The organism is Pseudomonas sp. Os17, from assembly GCF_001547895.1.
Classification (GTDB): Bacteria; Pseudomonadota; Gammaproteobacteria; order Pseudomonadales; family Pseudomonadaceae; genus Aquipseudomonas.
In genome coordinates, this window is sequence record NZ_AP014627.1 from 2,122,350 (window position 1) to 2,139,822 (window position 17,473).

Here is a 17,473-nt window from a genome sequence, read left to right on the forward strand (position 1 = left end):
ACCCTTTTGCACGTCGCGCCGTTCAATTCTTCCATGGGTTGAGCAGGCGTACGCCACAGGTCTCGAAGTCCTTCACGTTGCGGGTAACCATGGTCAAGCCATGGACCAGGGCGGTTGCGGCAATCAGTGCAGCGCATTCATTGCTGCGGTCCGGGACATGCAGTTGGGCGCAGCGCAAGGCCACGGCACTGTCGATGGCCAGGATGCGGCCGGCGAAGGCGGGAAGAGCCCGGCGCTCCAGCCAGTTGCGCAGTAGGGTGCCCTGATCCGGGTCGCGCCGCCCCACCTGCAGAATGTCCGTTTCCAGCCCTGGCACCGTGATCGCCGAGAGAAACAGGCTGGTGGTCGCGATGCCATGGGCCCAGGCCTTGGCCCCATGATTGGCCTTGGGTTTGCGCAGCTCGGAGATGACGTGGGTGTCGAGCAGGAACATCAGGACAGATCTGTTTCGCGTGGAGTGATCACTGCGCGCTCCGTGGTGAACTCGATGTCTTTGGCTTCCGACATCGCCAGCATCTCGACGATGCTCAGGTTCAGGCCACTGAGTTTCTGGTACGCCTCAATGCCTAGCAATACATGGGTCGGTCTGCCACGGTCAGTGATGATGACCGGGCCTGTAAGCGCGGCTTTTTTGGCACCGCTTGTGTCCTGATTGAACTCGCGGCTGGAAAGGGTGGTGATGTTCATGCTGGGCACCTGCTTGAAGCACTCAATGTAGGAGCGTTACTACCTGGTTGCTGCCAGGAGCAATCTTCTGCCGGGGCAAACCGATGTAAGGCGTAAACAAAACGGCCCCGCCAATTCTCATTGGCGGGGCCGTCGGGTGTTGCTTTCAGGCGTCGGTCTTACTCGGCGTCGGCCTGCTTGTCACCGTGGGACAGGCTGTAGACATAAGCGGCCAGCAGGTGAACCTTGTCGTTGCCTTGCAGTTGTTCCTGCGCAGGCATTACGCCCTGGCGGCCGTAACGAATGGTCTGCTGCAGTTGCGCAAAGCTCGAACCGTAGATGAAGGCTGCCGGGTGGGTCAGGTTAGGCGCGCCCATCGCTGGGGTGCCTTTGCCTTCCGGACCGTGGCAGACCGCACAGTTGGCGGCGAACAGCTTCTGCCCATTGACCGGGTCGGCCTTGATGCCTTCCGGCAGCTTGCGGCCATCAAGGTTGGTCAGGACATAGGCGGCAACGTCGCTGACGCCTTGCTCCTTGATCACGTCCAGCCAGGCCGGCATCACCGCGTGGCGACCGCCCATGATGGTGGCCTTGATGGTTTCCGGCTCGCCGCCCCAGCGCCAGTCGGCGTCGGTCAGGTTGGGGAAGCCGTAGGCGCCCTTGGCGTCGGAGCCGTGGCAGACCGAGCAGTTGGAAGCGAACAGGCGACCGCCCATTTTCAGGGCTTGCGGGTCCTTGGCGACTTCCTCGATAGGCATGGCAGCGTACTTGGCGAAGATCGGACCGAACTTGGCGTCCGACTTGGCCATTTCCTTTTCCCACTCGTGCACGCCGGTCCAGCCGGACTGGCCGTTGGCGAACGGGGTCTGCTTCTCGTTATCGAGGTAGTTGTAGCCCGGCAGGACGCCTTTCCAGTTGCCCAGGCCCGGGTACAGCACCAGGTAACCCAGGGCGAAGACGATGGTGCCGACGAACAGCATGAACCACCATTTCGGCAGCGGGTTGTCGTACTCCTCGATCCCGTCGAAGGAGTGGCCGACCGTCTCGTCGGTCTGCTCGGCGCGCTGGCCCTTGCGGGTCGACAGCAGCAGCCAGGTCAGGGCGAAGATGGTACCCAGACTGAGGACTGTGACGTACAGACTCCAGAACGTAGTCATTCTTTGTTACTCCTAGAAGCTTGCTCGACGTGCTTGATGGCGTCGGGATCATCCGCGAACGGCAGCAAGGTTGCGTCTTCAAACTCGGACTTGCGCTTGGGGCTGAACACCCAGAGCGCCAAACCGATGAAGGCCACCATCACAACAAGGGTGCCCAGGCCACGAATCATCCCGATATCCATCTAGATCACCGTTTGCTTTTGATGATGGTGCCCAGGCCTTGCAGATAGGCCACCAGCGCGTCCATTTCGGTTTTGCCCTTCACAGCATCCTTGGCGCCGGCGATGTCTTCGTCGGTGTAAGGGACGCCGAGCGTGCGCAAGACTTCCATTTTCTTCGCGGTGTCTTTGCCGTCGAGCTTGTTTTCTACGAGGAACGGATAAGCCGGCATCTTCGACTCGGGGACGACGTTGCGCGGGTTGTACAAGTGCGCACGCTGCCAGTCATCGGAGTAACGACCGCCCACTCGGGCCAGGTCCGGACCGGTACGCTTGGAGCCCCACAGGAACGGGTGGTCCCAGACGCTTTCACCAGCCACCGAGTAGTGACCATAACGTTCGGTTTCGGCGCGGAACGGACGGATCATCTGCGAGTGGCAGCCGACACAGCCGTTGGCGATGTACACGTCGCGGCCTTCCAGTTCCAGCGCGGTGCGCGGCTTCATGCCTTCCACCGGCTTGTTGGTGACGTCCTGGAAGAACAGCGGGACGATCTGGGTCAGGCCGCCGATGCTGACGGCGATGACCATGAAGAAGGCCAGCAGGCCAATGTTCTTCTCGACTACTTCGTGCTTCATCAGTGAGCTCCAACTACAGCGATCTGAGCGGCGGCTTCAGCTTCAGCCGGGTTCGAGGCGCGAACGGTGCGGAACACGTTGTACGCCATGATCAGCATGCCGGTGGCGAAGAACGCACCGCCCAGAGCACGGACGATGAAGCCCGGGTGGCTGGCTTGCAGCGCTTCGACGAAGGAGTAGGTGAGGGTGCCGTCGTCGTTGATGGCGCGCCACATCAGGCCCTGGGTAATGCCGTTGACCCACATCGAGGCGATGTACAGCACGGTACCGATGGTAGCCAGCCAGAAGTGGGTGTTGATCAGGCCGATGCTGTGCATCTGCTGACGACCGAAGACTTTCGGGATCAGGTGGTACAGGGCGCCGATGGAGATCATCGCTACCCAGCCCAGAGCGCCGGCGTGTACGTGGCCGATGGTCCAGTCGGTGTAGTGGGACAGCGAGTTGACGGTCTTGATCGCCATCATCGGACCTTCGAAGGTCGACATGCCGTAGAACGCCAGGGACACCACCAGGAACCGCAGGATCGGGTCGGTGCGCAGCTTATGCCAGGCGCCCGACAGGGTCATCATGCCGTTGATCATGCCGCCCCAGCTCGGAGCCAGCAGGATGATCGACATGGCCATGCCCAGGGACTGGGCCCAGTCCGGCAGCGCGGTGTAGTGCAGGTGGTGCGGACCGGCCCAGATGTACAGGGTGATCAGCGCCCAGAAGTGCACGATGGACAGGCGATACGAGTAGATCGGACGCTCGGCCTGCTTGGGTACGAAGTAGTACATCATCCCCAGGAAACCGGTGGTCAGGAAGAAGCCCACGGCGTTGTGGCCGTACCACCACTGGATCATCGCGTCAGTCGCACCGGCGTAGGCCGAGTAGGACTTGAAGAAGCTGACCGGCAGGGAAGCGTGGTTGACGATGTGCAGCATCGCGGTCACCACGATGAAGGCACCGTAGAACCAGTTACCGACATAGATGTGCTTGGTCTTGCGCTTGGTGATGGTGCCAAAGAACACCAGGCCGTAGGTGACCCAGACGATCGCCAGCAGGATAGCCAGGGGCCATTCCAGTTCGGCGTATTCCTTGGTGGTGGTGTAACCCAGGGGCAGGGTCACGATCGCGCCGACGATCACCGCTTGCCAGCCCCAGAAGGTGAAGGCCGCGAGGCTGTCGGAAATCAGTCGCGTCTGGCAGGTTCGCTGCACGACATAGTAAGAGGTGGCAAACAATGCACATCCACCGAAGGCGAAGATCACCAGGTTGGTGTGCAGCGGGCGCAGGCGTCCAAAGGTCGTCCATGGCAGACCGAAGTTCAACTCCGGCCAGACCAGTTGCGACGCGATGAAGACACCGAGCCCCATGCCAAGGATCCCCCAGACCACCGTCATGATGGCGAACTGGCGGACTACCTTATAGTTATAAGCAGTCGGACTGATTGCTGTGCTCATTCTAAGGTTCCACGGTTTGGGTGTTTTATTAGGGATAAAAATCGGCCGCAAGTATGGAGAAAGCAGGGGGTCATTGCAACGCGCCATGACCTGGGTCAATGCGTTCCATGCCTGATTCTGCGGCCTTTCCCTATGCCGAGTAGGGACAAAAAAATGCCCTCGGACAGACTGTCGCAGTGGACAGGATTCGGGGGGTGTCAGGTTGGTTGTAACCGGGTGTGTGGAAGCTGATGGATCAGCTGACAGGCGGTAAGCGAGTCGACAGCCGGTATAAACCAGCCTTTGCGGCCTGTCATCGAGCAGAAGCTTCGAACGTCACGGATACCGTTGGCCTGTGACCAGCCCTTGCCAGTCCCCATCGGGGCAAGCTTAGACCTGAATCGGATGAGTGCAAACGAAGGGGGGAGAGAGGGTGCGACACTTGGTCGCAAAGAGGCGGGGGGGAAAGTTTCAAGCGGCAAGCTGCAAGTGAAATCTCGCAGCTTGCCGTTGATCCCTTACTTGTCGCTTTCAGCTTGTGGCTTGTTGCTGCTGTTGTGGGACAGGCTGTACACGTAGGCGGCCAGCAGTTGCACCTTGTCATTGCCGAGCAATTCGCTCTGCGCTGGCATGTGGCCCTGGCGACCATGACGGATGGTCTGTTGCAGTTGCGCGAGGCTGGTGCCGTAGATGAAGCCGGCCGGCTGGGTCAGGTCGGGCGCGCCCATGATCTGGGTGCCCTTGCCGTTGGCGCCGTGGCAGGCTACGCAGGTGGTGCTGAACGCTTGCTGTCCGGCTACCAGGTCGGCATCGCTGTCGGCAGGCAGGGGCAGGCCGGCCAGTTCGTGACGGACATAAGCCGCTACGTTCTTCACGCCTGCTTCCTTGAGCACGTCACCCCAGGCTGGCATGGCCGCCATGCGGCCGCCCATGATGGTGGCCTTGATGGTGTCGGCACTGCCGCCCCAGCGCCAGTTGTCGTCTGCCAGGTTGGGGAAGCCGAAGGCACCCTTGGCGTCAGAGCCGTGGCACACCGAGCAGTTGGACGCGAACAGGCGTCCGCCCATCTTCAGTGCTTGCGGGTCCTTGGCTACTTCTTTCACGGGCATGGCCGCGAATTTGGCGAAGATCGGCCCAAACTTCACGTCGGCCTTGGCCATTTCCTTTTCCCATTCCTTGGTCTGGGTCCAGCCGTCTTCATAGCCCGGCAGGATGCCTTTCCAGTTACCCAGACCCGGGTAGAGGATCAGGTAGCCCACGGAAAACACCAGGGTCCCGGCGAACAGCAGGAACCACCATTGCGGCAGGGGGTTGTCGTACTCCTCGATGCCATCGAAGGCGTGGCCCATGGTCTGGTCCACGCTGCCCTTGGTTTCACCCTTGCGGGTGCCGACCAGCAGCCAGGTCAGGCCGATCAGGCTGCCGATGGTCAGTACGCAGATCCACGTACTCCAGAAGGTGGTCATGGCCGAATGCTCCTTGTTGCAGGCTCTTGAGGTTGAGCGTCATCAGTTGTGTTGCCGGCCGGTGCCGTACCCGGCATCGGGTCGTCGGCGAAGGGCAGCAGGCGTGCCTGGGCAAACTCGGGATTGCGTTTTGAGTTGAACACCCAGATCGACAGGCCGACGAAGGCGATCATCACCACCAGGGTCCCGAGCCCGCGGATCATGCCGCTATCGAGTTCAAAACCCATGGCTCACCTCTTGCTCTTGATCGCAGTGCCAAGCACTTGCAGGTAGGACACCAGGGCGTCCATCTCGGTCTTGCCCTTGAGCGTGGCGGTAGCGCCGGCGATGTCTTCGTCGGTGTACGGCACACCCAGGGTGCGCATGACCTTGAGCTTGGTTTCGGTATGGCTGCTATCCACCGGAGCGTTCACCAGCCACGGATAAGCCGGCATCTTCGACTCGGGCACGACGTTGCGCGGGTTGTACAGGTGCGCGCGGTGCCAGTCATCGGAGTAGCGGCCGCCCACTCGGGCCAGGTCCGGACCGGTACGCTTGGAGCCCCACAGGAACGGATGGTCCCAGACGCTCTCACCGGCCACCGAGTAGTGGCCATAACGTTCGGTTTCGGCGCGGAACGGACGGATCATCTGCGAGTGGCACTGTACGCAGCCTTCGCGGATGTAGATGTCGCGGCCTTCCAGTTGCAGCGCGGTGTAGGGCTTCATGCCTTCCACCGGCTTGTTGGTGACGTCCTGGAAGAACAGCGGGACGATCTGGGTCAGACCGCCGATGCTCACCGCGAAGACCATCAGCAGCATCAGCAGGCCGACGTTTTTTTCAATCGTTTCGTGTTTCATTGCGGACTCCTCAGGCCATCTGCGCAGCGGCGTTGACTTCGGCTGGCACTGCGGCACGCACGGTGCGCCAGGTGTTGTAAGCCATCAGGAACATGCCGCTGAGGAAGATCGCACCACCGACCAGTCGCACGATGAAGCCTGGGTGGCTGGCCACCAGGGTTTCGACGAAGGAGTAGGTGAGGGTGCCGTCTTCGTTGACCGCACGCCACATCAGGCCCTGGGCGATACCGTTGACCCACATCGAGGCGATGTAGAGCACGGTGCCGATGGTGGCGAGCCAGAAGTGGGTATTGATCAGGCCGACGCTGTACATCTGCTCGCGGCCGAAGACTTTCGGGATCAGGTGGTACAGGGCGCCGATGGAGATCATCGCTACCCAGCCCAGAGCGCCGGCGTGTACGTGGCCGATGGTCCAGTCGGTGTAGTGCGAGAGGGCGTTGACGGTCTTGATCGCCATCATCGGACCTTCGAAGGTCGACATGCCGTAGAACGCCAGGGACACCACCAGGAAGCGCAGGATCGGGTCGCTGCGCAGCTTATGCCAGGCGCCCGAGAGGGTCATCATGCCGTTGATCATACCGCCCCAGCTTGGCGCCAGCAGTACCAGTGACATCACCATGCCCAGCGACTGAGCCCAGTCCGGCAGCGCGGTGTAGTGCAAGTGGTGCGGACCGGCCCAGATGTACAGGGTGATCAATGCCCAGAAGTGCACGATGGACAAGCGGTAGGAGTACACCGGACGCTCGGCCTGCTTGGGTACGAAGTAGTACATCATCCCCAGGAAGCCCGCGGTCAGGAAGAAGCCCACGGCGTTGTGGCCGTACCACCATTGCACCATCGCATCGGTCGCACCGGCATACACCGAGTAGGACTTGGTGAAGCTGACCGGCAGTTCCAGGTTGTTGACGATGTGCAGGATGGCCACGGTGATGATGAAGGCGCCGAAGAACCAGTTACCCACATAGATGTGCTTGGTCTTGCGCTGCATCAGGGTGCCGAAGAATACGATGGCGTAGGCCACCCAGACAATGGTGATCAGGATATCGATCGGCCATTCCAGTTCGGCGTATTCCTTGGAGCTGGTGTAGCCCAATGGCAGGCTGATGGCCGCCAGGAGGATGACCAGTTGCCAGCCCCAGAAGCAGAACGCGGCGATTTTCGGCGCGAACAGCTGAGTCTGGCAGGTGCGTTGCACCGAGTAGAACGAGCTGGCAAACAGCGCGCAGCCACCAAAGGCGAAGATCACGGCGTTGGTGTGCAACGGACGTAGACGGCCGAAGCTGGTCCACGGTAGGTCGAAGTTGAGTTCAGGCCAGACCAACTGGGCAGCGAGAAAAACCCCGAGCCCCATGCCGACGATGCCCCACACCACCGTCATAATGGCGAATTGGCGGACCACCTTGTAGTTGTAGGCGGTACTGATAGAAGTGTTCATGGTTCCCCATCCACGGTTCAGCTGAAGTGAAAGCGACTGCGCACGGCAAGGCGCGCTCACTTCGTCTGGAGTTATAGGCAGACTAAAAGCGAGGCAAGCATGAGCAATGAGCACAAGGCCAGTATTGACGGGGATCAATGGGCGCAGTGCGTGCAGGAGCGCGGCTGGTTATGGGAGGTCGCCGCTGTTGCCGACCCGTTGGAAGCACCGACGCTGATCCTGGCCCACGGTGCCGGCGCGCCGATGGACAGCGGGTTCATGAACGACATCGCTGCACGCCTTGCCGGGCATGGGGTGAACGTCTTGCGCTTCGAGTTTCCCTACATGGCCCAGCGGCGCCTGGACGGCGGCAAGCGGCCGCCCAACCCGGCGAGCAAACTCCTGGAATGCTGGCGTGAGGTGCATGCTCTGGTGCGACCTTATGTCACTGGGGTCCTGGCGCTGGGCGGCAAGTCCATGGGCGGGCGCATGGCCAGCCTGCTGGCCGACGAACTGGCGGCCGACGCCCTGGTGTGCCTGGGTTATCCCTTCTATGCGGCGGGCAAGCCGGAGAAGCCGCGGGTTGTGCACCTGGCCGAACTGGCGACGCCGAGCCTGATCGTGCAGGGCGAGCGTGACGCCCTGGGCAATCGCCAGGCGGTCGAAGCCTACTCGCTGGCGCCCAGTATCGAGCTGTACTGGCTGGCGGCCGCTGATCACGATCTCAAGCCCCTGAAGGCCTCAGGCTTCACCCATGAGCAGCATCTGGAGTCTGCGGCGGCAAAGGTCGCGGCGTTCCTGCAAACACTGGCCTGATCCTGTAGGAGCGAGCTTGCTCGCGAACCCGGCCCTCGAACCTCTGAAGACTTATCGCGAGCAAGCTCGCTCCCACGGTCGTTGGGCGGGTTTGCGGGCATAAAAAAACCGCAAGCCGGAGCTTGCGGTTTTTCTCGCCAACCCGGGCGGGCTTAACGGTTGAAACGCTCCACCAGCGAGTACTGGGTGTGTGCGGTGAGGGTCAGGGCTTCGCTGAGTGCGGCCGAGTGCTGGGCCTGCTCCGAAGTCTGGTCCGCCAGTTGCGCGATGGTGCTGATATTGCGGCTGATCTCTTCGGCCACCGAGCTTTGCTCTTCGGTGGCGGCAGCGATCTGGGTGGTCATGTCGGTGATATTGGCGACCGCTTCGCTGATGCCCACCAGCGCCTGGTCGGCTTCCAGGACTCGGGCCACGCCTTCTTCGGCCTGGCGATGACCGGCGTCCATGGTCTGCACGGCAGTGGCGGCGGTTTGCTGCAGCTTGGCGATCAGGGTGTGGATCTGCCCGGTGGACTCGCTGGTGCGCTGGGCCAACTGACGCACTTCATCGGCGACCACGGCAAAGCCGCGACCCATTTCTCCGGCGCGTGCCGCTTCGATGGCCGCGTTCAATGCCAGCAGGTTGGTCTGGTCGGCGATGCCCTTGATCACGTCCACCACGCCGCCGATCTCGTCGCTGTCCTTGGCCAGCTGGGTCACGGTCAGGCCGGTTTCGCCCACCACCACCGACAGGCGCTGGATGGCTTCACGGGTTTCCCCGGCGATGTCCCGGCCACGACCGGTGAGGCGATTGGCTTCCTGGGTGGCGTCGGCGGTGCGTTGCACGTGGCTGGCCACTTCCTGGGTGGTGGCGGCCATCTGGTTGACTGCGGTGGCCACTTGCTCGGTCTCGACCCGCTGACGTTCCAGGCCGCTGGAGCTGTTGTGGGCCAGGGTATCGGACTGGCGAGCCTGCTCGTTGAGGTGCTCGGCGGTGTCCTGCAGGCGGGTCAGGCAGGTCTTCAGGCGCGCTTCCTGGCTCAGGATCGACATTTCCAGGCGTGCCTGGGCGCCGCGGCTGTCGGTGTACATCTGGGCAATCAGCGGGTCGGAAGTGGTCTGCTCGGCCAGGCGCAACAGGCGCTTGAGGCCGCGTTGCTGCCAGCTCAGGCCCAGCAGGCCCAGCGGTACCGAGAGCGCCGCAGCCAGGGCAAAGCCCCAATGGGAGTTGAGCCAGGCGCCGATCATGAAGCTCAGTTGGCTGACCAGAATGAACGGCAGCCAGTCCTGCAGCACCGGTAACCACTTGTCACGCTTGGGAATGGCCGACTTGCCGGTGTTGATGCGTTGGTAGAGGGCTTCGGCGCGGCGTACCTGCTCGGCGGTGGGTTTGACCCGTACCGACTCGTAGCCCACCACCTGGTTGCCTTCGAACACCGGCGTTACATAGGCGTTGACCCAGTAGTGGTCGCCGGTCTTGCAGCGGTTCTTGACGATGCCCATCCATGGCAAGCCTTGTTTCAAGGTGCCCCACATGTGCGCAAACACCGCCGCCGGCACATCGGGGTGACGTACCAGGTTGTGCGGTGCGCGAACCAGTTCTTCACGGGAGAACCCACTGATCTCGACAAAGGCGTCGTTGCAGTAGGTGATCACGCCTTTGGCGTCGGTGGTGGAAATCAACCGTTGTTGAGCCGGGAAGGTACGTTCGCGCTGAGTGACAGGCTGGTTATTACGCATGGTTTTTCAATCCGCAAGGCTTTGATGGGTTGTCGGCCGCTTCAACCGATTATTGAAATTATTTTTCAATAATCGGCTCTGGGTCTTATTGGCAGAATGTGTCGCTTGCAAAAAACGCCTGCGGGTTTCAGCAGGCGTTGGCGAGGGGCTAATCATTGACCTTCTTCCTTGGCAGTCAATACTTCTGAAGTACTGGTTTGGCTAAATAACCGGCCGCTTATCCGGCCAGCATCGGATAGGTGAACAAGCCGAAATGCAGCAGATTGAGACCGAAGTGAGTGGCAATCGCCGCGCTCAGGCCGCCAAAACGATAGGCCAGACCGTAGCCGACCCCGGCGATGCCCGCCAGTAGGGTCCATTGCCACCCCGCGCCCAGGTGGACCAGGCCGAACAGCAGGGCTGCGCACAGCAGCGCCAGGTTCTCGCCGTAGGGCAGCGCCTTGAAGCGTCGGCTAAGACCGCCCTGGATATAGCCACGGAACAGCGCTTCCTCCACCAGGGTCACCAGCAGCAGGTTGTTGAGCACCCACAGCCAGGCCTGATCCGGCCATTTCGGGGCCCAGCTGATGATCCCCAGCAGCAGTGCGCCACCCAGCGCAGCCACGGCGCACAGGGTCAGGGCCACGGCGGTGGCATACAGCGACAGGCGCAACGAGCGTCGGCCAACGATCCACGGGCACACCAGCAGCAGCCAGAAACCGATCAGCGGCTTGTCCTGGTTCAGGTACATGGAAAACGGCACGGCATCATCGGTAAAACGTTGCGGGTCGATGGCCCGGCCGTTGTAGAAGCCGGGCAGCCAGTGCATGGCCAGGGCCAGGGCGAGCACCACGAACAGGCCGTGGCCCAGATATTGGCCGACCCGGCTGCGTTGCTGGCGCACGGCAAGGCCGGCACAGAGCAGAAGGAGGATCGAAAGGGCAGCCAGCAGTCCCAATTGGCCATAGCTCAGGGCCAGTGCGTAGCCAATAGAAAGGAGTGCCAGATACATCCATGGCAGAGCGGTCATGTGGAATCCTTGTTGCGAAGAATGGGTATTGCAGAGACGTCGTACAGCGCCGGATCTGTAGTCGTTTTTGCGACCGGTGGGTCAGTTCCGGCGGGCGGCAAGTATAACCAGCTGCGTTTTGTTCGACAGCCCGACGAAAAACACCGCCCGTAGGCGGTGTCTGTTTTCGTGGCGGATCAGGATGCAATCAATTGCCGCAACACGTAGTGCAGGATCCCTCCGGACTTGAAGTACTCCACTTCATTCAAGGTATCGATGCGGCACAGCACCTCGATTTTCTCCTGGCTGCCATCTTCGCGGGTGATGACCAGGGGCAGGTTCATCCGCGGTGTCAGTTCCACATCGCTCAGACCGAGGATGTCCAGGGTTTCCTTGCCGGTGAGCTTCAGGCTCTTGCGGTTCTGATCCAGCTTGAACTGCAAGGGCAAGACCCCCATGCCCACCAGGTTGGAGCGGTGAATCCGTTCGAAACTTTCGGCGATCACCGCCTTGACCCCCAGCAGGTTGGTGCCCTTGGCCGCCCAGTCGCGGCTGGAGCCGGTGCCGTACTCCTGGCCGGCGATCACTACCAGCGGCGTGCCGTCGGCCTGGTAGCGCATGGCTGCGTCATAGATCGCCAGCTTCTCGCCGGTGGGAATGTACAAGGTGTTGCCACCTTCCTCGCCGCCGAGCATTTCGTTGCGGATGCGGATGTTGGCGAAGGTGCCGCGCATCATCACTTCGTGGTTGCCACGCCGTGAGCCGTAGGAGTTGAAGTCCCGCGGTTCCACGCCCTTGTCCCGCAGGTAGCGGCCGGCCGGGCTGTCGGCCTTGATATTGCCGGCGGGGGAGATGTGGTCGGTGGTCACCGAGTCCCCCAGCAGGGCCAGGACCCGGGCGCCGCTGACATCGGTGATCTGCGGCAGCGGGCCGGCAATGTCATCGAAGAATGGCGGGTGCTGGATATAGGTCGAGTCGTCCTGCCAGACATAGGTGGCCGCTTGCGGCACTTCGATGGCTTGCCACTGCGCATCACCGGCAAACACTTCGGCGTATTCCTTGTGGAACATCCGGGTGTTGACCTGGGCTACGGCGTCGGCGATTTCCCGGCTGCTGGGCCAGATGTCCCGCAGGTACACCGGCTGGCCGTCCTTGCCGTGCCCCAGGGGCTCGCTGCTGAGGTCGATGCGCACCGTACCGGCCAGGGCATAGGCCACCACCAGCGGCGGCGAGGCCAGCCAGTTGGTTTTGACCAGAGGATGGACCCGGCCCTCGAAGTTGCGGTTGCCCGACAGCACCGAAGCCACGGTGAGATCGGCCTGCTGAATGGCTTTTTCGATCGGCTCCTGCAGCGGTCCGGAGTTGCCGATGCAGGTGGTGCAGCCATAACCCACCAGGTCGAAGCCCAGCTGGTCCAGGTATTGCGTCAGGCCCGCGGCCTTGTAGTAGTCGGTCACCACCTTGGAGCCAGGAGCCAGGGAGCTCTTGACCCAGGGCTTGCGTTGCAGGCCCTTTTCCACGGCTTTCTTTGCCACCAGTCCGGCGGCCATCATCACGCTGGGGTTGGAGGTGTTGGTGCAGGAGGTGATGGCGGCGATCACCACCGCGCCGTTTTTCAGGCGATAGGTCTGGCCTGCATCCAGGTAATCGGCTTCGCCCACCAGATCGGCGTTGCCCACGGCGACACCGCCGCCGCCCTCGCTTTCCAGGCGGCCTTCTTCCTTGCTGGTGGGTTTGAACTGCAGGTCGAGGAAGTCGCTGAAAGCCTGGGCCACGTTGGGCAGTGCCACCCGGTCCTGCGGCCGTTTCGGTCCGGCGAGGCTGGCTTCGACGCTGCCCATGTCCAGGGCCAGGCTGTCGGTGAATACCGGCTCCTTGCCCGGCAGGCGCCACAGGCCCTGGGCCTTGCTGTAGGCTTCTACCAGCTTCACCAGCTCGGCAGGGCGCCCGGACAGGCGCAGGTAATCCAGGGTGATGTCGTCCACCGGGAAGAAACCGCAGGTGGCGCCGTATTCCGGTGCCATGTTGGCGATGGTGGCGCGGTCCGCCAGGGGCAGGTCGGCCAGGCCATCGCCATAGAACTCGACGAATTTGCCCACCACGCCCTTCTTGCGCAGCATCTGGGTCACCGTCAGCACCAGGTCGGTGGCGGTGATGCCTTCCTTGAGCTTGCCGGTGAGCTTGAAGCCGATGACTTCCGGAATCAGCATCGACACCGGCTGGCCGAGCATCGCCGCTTCTGCCTCGATGCCGCCCACGCCCCAGCCCAGCACCCCGAGGCCATTGATCATGGTGGTGTGCGAGTCGGTGCCCACCAAGGTATCGGGGAAGGCGTAGGTGCGGCCGTCCTCGTCCTTGGTCCAGACCGTGCGCCCCAGGTATTCCAGGTTGACCTGATGGCAGATGCCGGTGCCCGGCGGCACCACGCTGAAGTTGTCGAAGGCGCTCTGGCCCCAGCGCAGGAAGGCGTAGCGTTCGCCGTTGCGCTGCATCTCGATGTCGACGTTCTGTTCGAAGGCGCTGCTGCTGGCGAACTTGTCCACCATCACCGAGTGGTCGATCACCAGGTCCACCGGCGACAGCGGATTGATCCGCTGCGGGTCGCCGCCGGCCTTGGCCATGGCGGCACGCATGGCGGCCAGGTCGACCACCGCCGGCACGCCGGTGAAGTCCTGCATCAGCACCCGGGCCGGGCGGTATTGGATCTCGCGGTCGGAGCGGCGCTCCTTGAGCCAGGCGGCGAGGGCCTTGAGGTCGGCGCCGGTGACGGTCTTGTCGTCTTCCCAGCGCAGCAGGTTTTCCAGCAGGACTTTCAGCGACATGGGCAGGGCATCGATATCGCCCAGGCTTTTGGCGGCGTCCGGCAGGCTGAAATAGTGATAGGTCTTGTCATCGACCTTCAGGGTCTTAAGGGTTTTCAGGCTATCGAGGGATGGCATTGAATGACTCCTTGTGGCCCGCACGGCTACGGGCCTGTGATACGGACAGAGAGTTAACCTAGCTCTGTTTGGGGCTTATGGCTAATCACTGGACTGCTGGCGCAAGTCCAAGGTTCCGAACTCGGTTATGATGCGCCGGTTTTCGTGACAGGCTTTGCTACAGGGCAGGTTTGCGCATCGATTCGTCGCCATTTGCCCAGGAGATTCAATGAACACCCTGTTTATCCACTGCCGGCCCGGTTTCGAGGGCGAGGTCTGCTCCGAGATCGCCGATCACGCTGCTCGCTTGAATGTCGCCGGCTACGCCAAGGCCAAACCCAGCAGCGCCTGCGCCGAGTTCATCTGCACCGAGGACGACGGCGCCCAGCGCCTGATGCAGGGGTTGCGCTTCTCGGAACTGATCTTTCCCCGGCAGTGGGCCCGTGGCGGCTTCATCGAGTTGCCGGAAACCGACCGCATCAGCGTGATCCTGGCCTATCTGGCCGCTTTTCCCCAGTGTGGCAGCCTGTGGCTGGAAGTGGTGGATACCAATGACGGCAAGGAGCTGTCTAACTTCTGCAAGAAGTTCGAAGGACCGCTGCGCAAGGCCCTGAGCGCCGCCGGCAAGCTGGTGGAGGATGCCGCCAAGCCACGCTTGTTGCTCACCTTCAAGAGCGGTCGCGAGGTCTTTGTCGGCCTGGCGGATGCCGGTAACTCGGCCATGTGGCCGATGGGCATACCGCGGCTGAAATTCCCCCGGGAAGCGCCGAGCCGCTCGACCCTGAAGCTGGAAGAGGCCTGGCATCACTTCATCCCCCGTGATCAATGGGACGAGCGCCTGCACAGCGACATGACCGGGGTTGACCTGGGGGCGGCGCCGGGAGGCTGGACCTGGCAACTGGTCAATCGCGGCATGCTGGTGACTGCCGTCGACAATGGTCCGATGGCCGAAAGCCTGATGGATACCGGCCTAGTGCAGCACTTGATGGCGGACGGCTTTACCTTCAAGCCACGGCAGCCGGTGGACTGGATGGTCTGCGACATCGTCGAGAAGCCGGCGCGCAACGCGGCGCTGCTGGAAACCTGGATCGGGGAGGGCCATTGCCGCGAAGCAGTGGTCAACCTGAAGCTGCCGATGAAGCAGCGTTACGCCGAAGTGAAGCGTCTGCTGGAGCGGATCGAAGAAGGCTTCAAGGCCCGGGGGATTCGCGTGGCGATTGGCTGCAAGCAGCTGTATCACGACCGCGAGGAAGTGACCTGCCACCTGCGGCGCCTGGATGTGAAAAAGCCCAAGTCGGCGTAGTACCCGCAACACCGCCCGCTTCCAGGTAGGAGCCGGCTGGCCGGCGAAAAAGGCCCCACAGCTGTGCAAGGCGTGAGTATGCCTTCGCTGGCAAGCCAGCTCCTACGGCAGGACCGGGGCCGTGGAACGACGGCAACAGATGACCCTATGGCGCCATTGCGCGACAATGCCCGCCTGTTTCAGGAGTGAACCATGAGTCAAATCATCGATACGCCGGTCGACGGCACCCTTGACGCCACCGGCCTCAATTGCCCCGAGCCGGTGATGATGCTGCACCAGCACATCCGTGACCTGCCGGCAGGCGGGCTGTTGAAAGTGATCGCCACCGACCCCTCCACCCGCCGTGACATTCCCAAGTTCTGTGTGTTTCTCGACCACGAACTGGTGGCGCAGCAGGAAGAGGCCGGGACCTATCTCTACTGGATTCGCAAGAAGCTCGACTAACCGGCCGAACGGCTGATGCGGATCTGCTTGCGCGCGCTGCGGGTCAGGCGGATCAGCAGCATCAGCGCGGCGCAGGTCAAGCCGGCAATCAAGCCTTCCCACAAGCCGCTCGGTCCACGCGCCGGGCCGAACCAGTCGGTCAGGCCCAGGGCGTAGCCGACCGGCAAGCCAATCCCCCAATAAGCGAACAGGGTCAGGATCATGGTCACCCGGGTGTCCTGATAGCCCCGCAGTGCGCCGGCGGCGGTGACCTGGATGCCGTCGGAGAACTGGAACAGCGCCGAGTAGACGATGAGCATCGAGGCGACCTGGATCACCAGCGGGTCGTTGGTGTAGATCGAGGCGATGGGGTCGCGCAGCAGAAACATCAGGCTCGCCGACAGGCAGGCATAAGCCAGGGCCGCCCCCATGCCGACCCCGGCGCTGAAGCGTGCGTCACGCGGCTGCTGGCGTCCCAGGGACTGGCCGACCCGCACGGTCACGGCCATGGCCAGGGAGTAGGGGATCATGAACATCAGGGCGCTGACGTTGAGGGCGATCTGGTGTCCGGCCACCACCGTGGCTCCCAGGCTGCCGATCAACAGGGCGATCACCGCGAAGATGCTCGACTCGGCGAATACTGCGATACCGATGGGCAGGCCGACGCTGAGCAGGCGACCGATCACTGCCCCTTGCGGCCAATCGAACTGGCTGAACAGCTGGATCTTGCGATAGGCCTGCGCCCAGCCAATCCAGCCGGCCATGCCCAGCATCATGGCCCACATGACGATGGCCGTGGCCCAGCCACAGCCCACGCCACCCATGGCCGGCACGCCGAAGTGGCCATAGATGAAGATGTAGTTGATGGGGATGTTCAGGGCCAGGCCACACAGGCCGATGACCATGCTCGGCACCGTGCGCCCCAGGCCGTCGCTCAGGCAGCGCAGCACGTAGTACAGCGCCACCGCCGGCAGGCCGCTGGCGATGCCGTGCAGATAGCCCATGCAGGGCTTGATCAGTTCGGGATCGACGTTCATCAGGTGCAGGATCGGTTCGGCGCTGACCAGCATCAGGGTCGCCGAGATCCCGGCCACCACGGCCAGCCACAGGGCCTGGCGTACCACCGGGCCGATCTCGTGCAGCTTGCCGGCGCCAAAGCGCTGGGCCACCTTGGGCGTGGTGGCCAGCAGGGTGCCGGTCATCAGCAGGAACACCGGAATCCAGATCGAGTTGCCCAGGGCCACGGCCGCCAGGTCCCGCGAGCTGACCCGGCCGGCCATCACGGCGTCGACAAAGCCCATGGCGGTGGTGGCCACCTGGGCAATCATGATGGGCAGGGCCAGTTGCAGCAGGTCCCGCAGTTCACGGCCGACCCGGGCAGGGCGGCTGATGGCGGTGTTGGAAGGGGTGTCGGTCACGGAATTCACGGGGCGGAGCGTCCATAGGTGTGTTGCGCAGGACGCGACAGTCTACTCGTTGACATGGTGGTCAGGAAAAAATCCAGTGTTGTGGATTTGTAAGGGCGTCTGCGCTGCAAACGGGCGCTGG

The 17,473-nt window shown here is 62.5% G+C and carries 17 protein-coding genes; 3 read left to right on the forward strand and 14 right to left on the reverse strand.

Going from position 1 to position 17,473, the window contains the following annotated elements; genetic code table 11:
• Positions 1-22: 22 nt before the first annotated feature.
• From POS17_RS09590 to ccoN (POS17_RS09635), 10 genes are all read right to left on the reverse strand, one after another.
• Complete coding sequence (locus tag POS17_RS09590; protein WP_060838336.1) at positions 23-433, reverse strand: type II toxin-antitoxin system VapC family toxin; 411 nt, start codon at positions 431-433, stop codon at positions 23-25.
• Complete coding sequence (locus tag POS17_RS09595) at positions 433-687, reverse strand: type II toxin-antitoxin system Phd/YefM family antitoxin (protein WP_060838337.1); 255 nt, start codon at positions 685-687, stop codon at positions 433-435. The genes POS17_RS09590 and POS17_RS09595 overlap by 1 nt, the downstream gene beginning before the upstream one ends.
• 158 nt (positions 688-845) lie before the next feature.
• Positions 846-1,823: a cytochrome-c oxidase, cbb3-type subunit III gene (gene ccoP / locus POS17_RS09600; protein ID WP_016966607.1), complete on the reverse strand. Its 978-nt coding sequence runs from the start codon at positions 1,821-1,823 to the stop codon at positions 846-848.
• Positions 1,820-2,005 (reverse strand): CcoQ/FixQ family Cbb3-type cytochrome c oxidase assembly chaperone, encoded by a 186-nt coding sequence (locus POS17_RS09605; protein ID WP_011060239.1) that lies wholly within the window; start codon positions 2,003-2,005, stop codon positions 1,820-1,822. The genes ccoP (POS17_RS09600) and POS17_RS09605 overlap by 4 nt, the downstream gene beginning before the upstream one ends.
• Positions 2,006-2,010: 5 nt before the next feature.
• The gene (gene ccoO, locus POS17_RS09610; RefSeq protein ID WP_011060240.1) at positions 2,011-2,619 is read right to left on the reverse strand and encodes a cytochrome-c oxidase, cbb3-type subunit II; all 609 of its coding nucleotides are present in this window, start codon (positions 2,617-2,619) and stop codon (positions 2,011-2,013) included.
• Positions 2,619-4,061, reverse strand: coding sequence for a cytochrome-c oxidase, cbb3-type subunit I (ccoN, locus tag POS17_RS09615; RefSeq protein ID WP_011060241.1), 1,443 nt, complete (start codon positions 4,059-4,061; stop codon positions 2,619-2,621). Before ccoN (POS17_RS09615) ends, ccoO (POS17_RS09610) begins: the two co-directional genes overlap by 1 nt.
• A 497-nt stretch (positions 4,062-4,558) precedes the next feature.
• Entirely contained in the window at positions 4,559-5,506 is a 948-nt protein-coding gene (gene ccoP, locus POS17_RS09620; protein ID WP_060838338.1) for a cytochrome-c oxidase, cbb3-type subunit III, read from the reverse strand.
• Entirely contained in the window at positions 5,503-5,733 is a 231-nt protein-coding gene (locus POS17_RS09625; protein ID WP_047336150.1) for a cbb3-type cytochrome oxidase subunit 3, read from the reverse strand. Before POS17_RS09625 ends, ccoP (POS17_RS09620) begins: the two co-directional genes overlap by 4 nt.
• 3 nt (positions 5,734-5,736) lie before the next feature.
• Positions 5,737-6,345: a cytochrome-c oxidase, cbb3-type subunit II gene (ccoO, locus tag POS17_RS09630; protein ID WP_016967270.1), complete on the reverse strand. Its 609-nt coding sequence runs from the start codon at positions 6,343-6,345 to the stop codon at positions 5,737-5,739.
• A 10-nt stretch (positions 6,346-6,355) separates the two neighbouring features.
• Positions 6,356-7,780: a cytochrome-c oxidase, cbb3-type subunit I gene (gene ccoN / locus POS17_RS09635; RefSeq protein WP_047302957.1), complete on the reverse strand. Its 1,425-nt coding sequence runs from the start codon at positions 7,778-7,780 to the stop codon at positions 6,356-6,358.
• 99 nt (positions 7,781-7,879) lie between these two features.
• Between ccoN (POS17_RS09635) and POS17_RS09640 the strand changes: the two genes are divergently transcribed.
• Positions 7,880-8,575 carry an alpha/beta family hydrolase gene (locus tag POS17_RS09640; RefSeq protein WP_060838339.1) on the forward strand — a complete coding sequence of 232 codons (696 nt, stop codon included), beginning with the start codon at positions 7,880-7,882 and terminating at the stop codon, positions 8,573-8,575.
• A 152-nt stretch (positions 8,576-8,727) separates the two neighbouring features.
• Here POS17_RS09640 and POS17_RS09645 read toward each other — a convergent pair whose 3' ends face one another.
• The 3 genes from POS17_RS09645 to acnA form a co-directional block, all read right to left on the reverse strand.
• Positions 8,728-10,293 (reverse strand): methyl-accepting chemotaxis protein, encoded by a 1,566-nt coding sequence (locus tag POS17_RS09645; RefSeq protein WP_060838340.1) that lies wholly within the window; start codon positions 10,291-10,293, stop codon positions 8,728-8,730.
• 217 nt (positions 10,294-10,510) lie between these two features.
• Positions 10,511-11,302: a CPBP family intramembrane glutamic endopeptidase gene (locus POS17_RS09650; protein WP_060838341.1), complete on the reverse strand. Its 792-nt coding sequence runs from the start codon at positions 11,300-11,302 to the stop codon at positions 10,511-10,513.
• A gap of 176 nt (positions 11,303-11,478) precedes the next feature.
• Positions 11,479-14,220: an aconitate hydratase AcnA gene (gene acnA, locus POS17_RS09655; protein WP_060838342.1), complete on the reverse strand. Its 2,742-nt coding sequence runs from the start codon at positions 14,218-14,220 to the stop codon at positions 11,479-11,481.
• Positions 14,221-14,428: 208 nt separating this feature from the next.
• Between acnA and rlmM the strand changes: the two genes are divergently transcribed.
• Complete coding sequence (gene rlmM / locus POS17_RS09660; protein WP_060838343.1) at positions 14,429-15,502, forward strand: 23S rRNA (cytidine(2498)-2'-O)-methyltransferase RlmM; 1,074 nt, start codon at positions 14,429-14,431, stop codon at positions 15,500-15,502.
• A gap of 192 nt (positions 15,503-15,694) precedes the next feature.
• Entirely contained in the window at positions 15,695-15,946 is a 252-nt protein-coding gene (gene tusA, locus POS17_RS09665; protein WP_047302965.1) for a sulfurtransferase TusA, read from the forward strand.
• Here tusA and POS17_RS09670 read toward each other — a convergent pair.
• Positions 15,943-17,352, reverse strand: a complete 1,410-nt coding sequence (locus POS17_RS09670; protein ID WP_060838344.1) for an MATE family efflux transporter — start codon at positions 17,350-17,352, stop codon at positions 15,943-15,945. The genes tusA and POS17_RS09670 overlap by 4 nt on opposite strands.
• Between the last annotated feature and the right edge of the window lie 121 nt (positions 17,353-17,473).

What these genes read in the sequence shown, in the direction of transcription:
- POS17_RS09590 (WP_060838336.1), bottom strand. Translation starts at nt 433, where the DNA reads ATGTTCCTGCTCGACACCCACGTCATCTCCGAGCTGCGCAAACCCAAG.
- POS17_RS09595 (WP_060838337.1), bottom strand. Translation starts at nt 687, where the DNA reads ATGAACATCACCACCCTTTCCAGCCGCGAGTTCAATCAGGACACAAGC.
- ccoP (WP_016966607.1), bottom strand. Translation starts at nt 1,823, where the DNA reads ATGACTACGTTCTGGAGTCTGTACGTCACAGTCCTCAGTCTGGGTACC.
- POS17_RS09605 (WP_011060239.1), bottom strand. Translation starts at nt 2,005, where the DNA reads ATGGATATCGGGATGATTCGTGGCCTGGGCACCCTTGTTGTGATGGTG.
- ccoO (WP_011060240.1), bottom strand. Translation starts at nt 2,619, where the DNA reads ATGAAGCACGAAGTAGTCGAGAAGAACATTGGCCTGCTGGCCTTCTTC.
- ccoN (WP_011060241.1), bottom strand. Translation starts at nt 4,061, where the DNA reads ATGAGCACAGCAATCAGTCCGACTGCTTATAACTATAAGGTAGTCCGC.
- ccoP (WP_060838338.1), bottom strand. Translation starts at nt 5,506, where the DNA reads ATGACCACCTTCTGGAGTACGTGGATCTGCGTACTGACCATCGGCAGC.
- POS17_RS09625 (WP_047336150.1), bottom strand. Translation starts at nt 5,733, where the DNA reads ATGGGTTTTGAACTCGATAGCGGCATGATCCGCGGGCTCGGGACCCTG.
- ccoO (WP_016967270.1), bottom strand. Translation starts at nt 6,345, where the DNA reads ATGAAACACGAAACGATTGAAAAAAACGTCGGCCTGCTGATGCTGCTG.
- ccoN (WP_047302957.1), bottom strand. Translation starts at nt 7,780, where the DNA reads ATGAACACTTCTATCAGTACCGCCTACAACTACAAGGTGGTCCGCCAA.
- POS17_RS09640 (WP_060838339.1), top strand. Translation starts at nt 7,880, where the DNA reads ATGAGCAATGAGCACAAGGCCAGTATTGACGGGGATCAATGGGCGCAG.
- POS17_RS09645 (WP_060838340.1), bottom strand. Translation starts at nt 10,293, where the DNA reads ATGCGTAATAACCAGCCTGTCACTCAGCGCGAACGTACCTTCCCGGCT.
- POS17_RS09650 (WP_060838341.1), bottom strand. Translation starts at nt 11,302, where the DNA reads ATGACCGCTCTGCCATGGATGTATCTGGCACTCCTTTCTATTGGCTAC.
- acnA (WP_060838342.1), bottom strand. Translation starts at nt 14,220, where the DNA reads ATGCCATCCCTCGATAGCCTGAAAACCCTTAAGACCCTGAAGGTCGAT.
- rlmM (WP_060838343.1), top strand. Translation starts at nt 14,429, where the DNA reads ATGAACACCCTGTTTATCCACTGCCGGCCCGGTTTCGAGGGCGAGGTC.
- tusA (WP_047302965.1), top strand. Translation starts at nt 15,695, where the DNA reads ATGAGTCAAATCATCGATACGCCGGTCGACGGCACCCTTGACGCCACC.